The following is a 292-nucleotide window of genomic DNA, read 5'->3' as shown; positions in this document are numbered from 1 at the left end:
CACTTTTTCCCTTGCCGACTCTCTTCCTAGCTGGACGGGTAAGGCGCGATCGGGGACGAGGATACCGGCGCGGAGAGCGCGCCGTAGCAGCGCACGGCCACGACCGAGACGTTCGGGCAGCTCGAATCCGCGCATGGCGCGGCGCGCGGCGGCTTTGGCCTCGGGCTCGCGTTCGTCCGCGCGACGGCGGCGCGGCATCGCGTCCAGATCCTGATGCGCAATACGGCGCGCGGCTTCATGGTCGCGCTTCGGCTGCCGGCGCAAGCGGAGCGGTGATTTCGCGGCGCGGCCT

1 pseudogene is annotated in these 292 nt (G+C 70.9%); it reads left to right on the top strand.

Annotated features, from left to right (window positions below):
* Window positions 1–276 (top strand): annotated as a pseudogene (locus tag G3O00_RS43240) (hybrid sensor histidine kinase/response regulator); the annotation flags it as partial.
* Between the last annotated feature and the right edge of the window lie 16 nt (window positions 277–292).

Origin of the sequence: Burkholderia sp. Ac-20384 (genome assembly GCF_017104605.1) — a bacterium.
In the GTDB taxonomy this organism is placed as follows: Bacteria; Pseudomonadota; Gammaproteobacteria; order Burkholderiales; family Burkholderiaceae; genus Burkholderia; species Burkholderia lata.
This window is presented reverse-complemented; position numbering and strand designations above follow the sequence as displayed.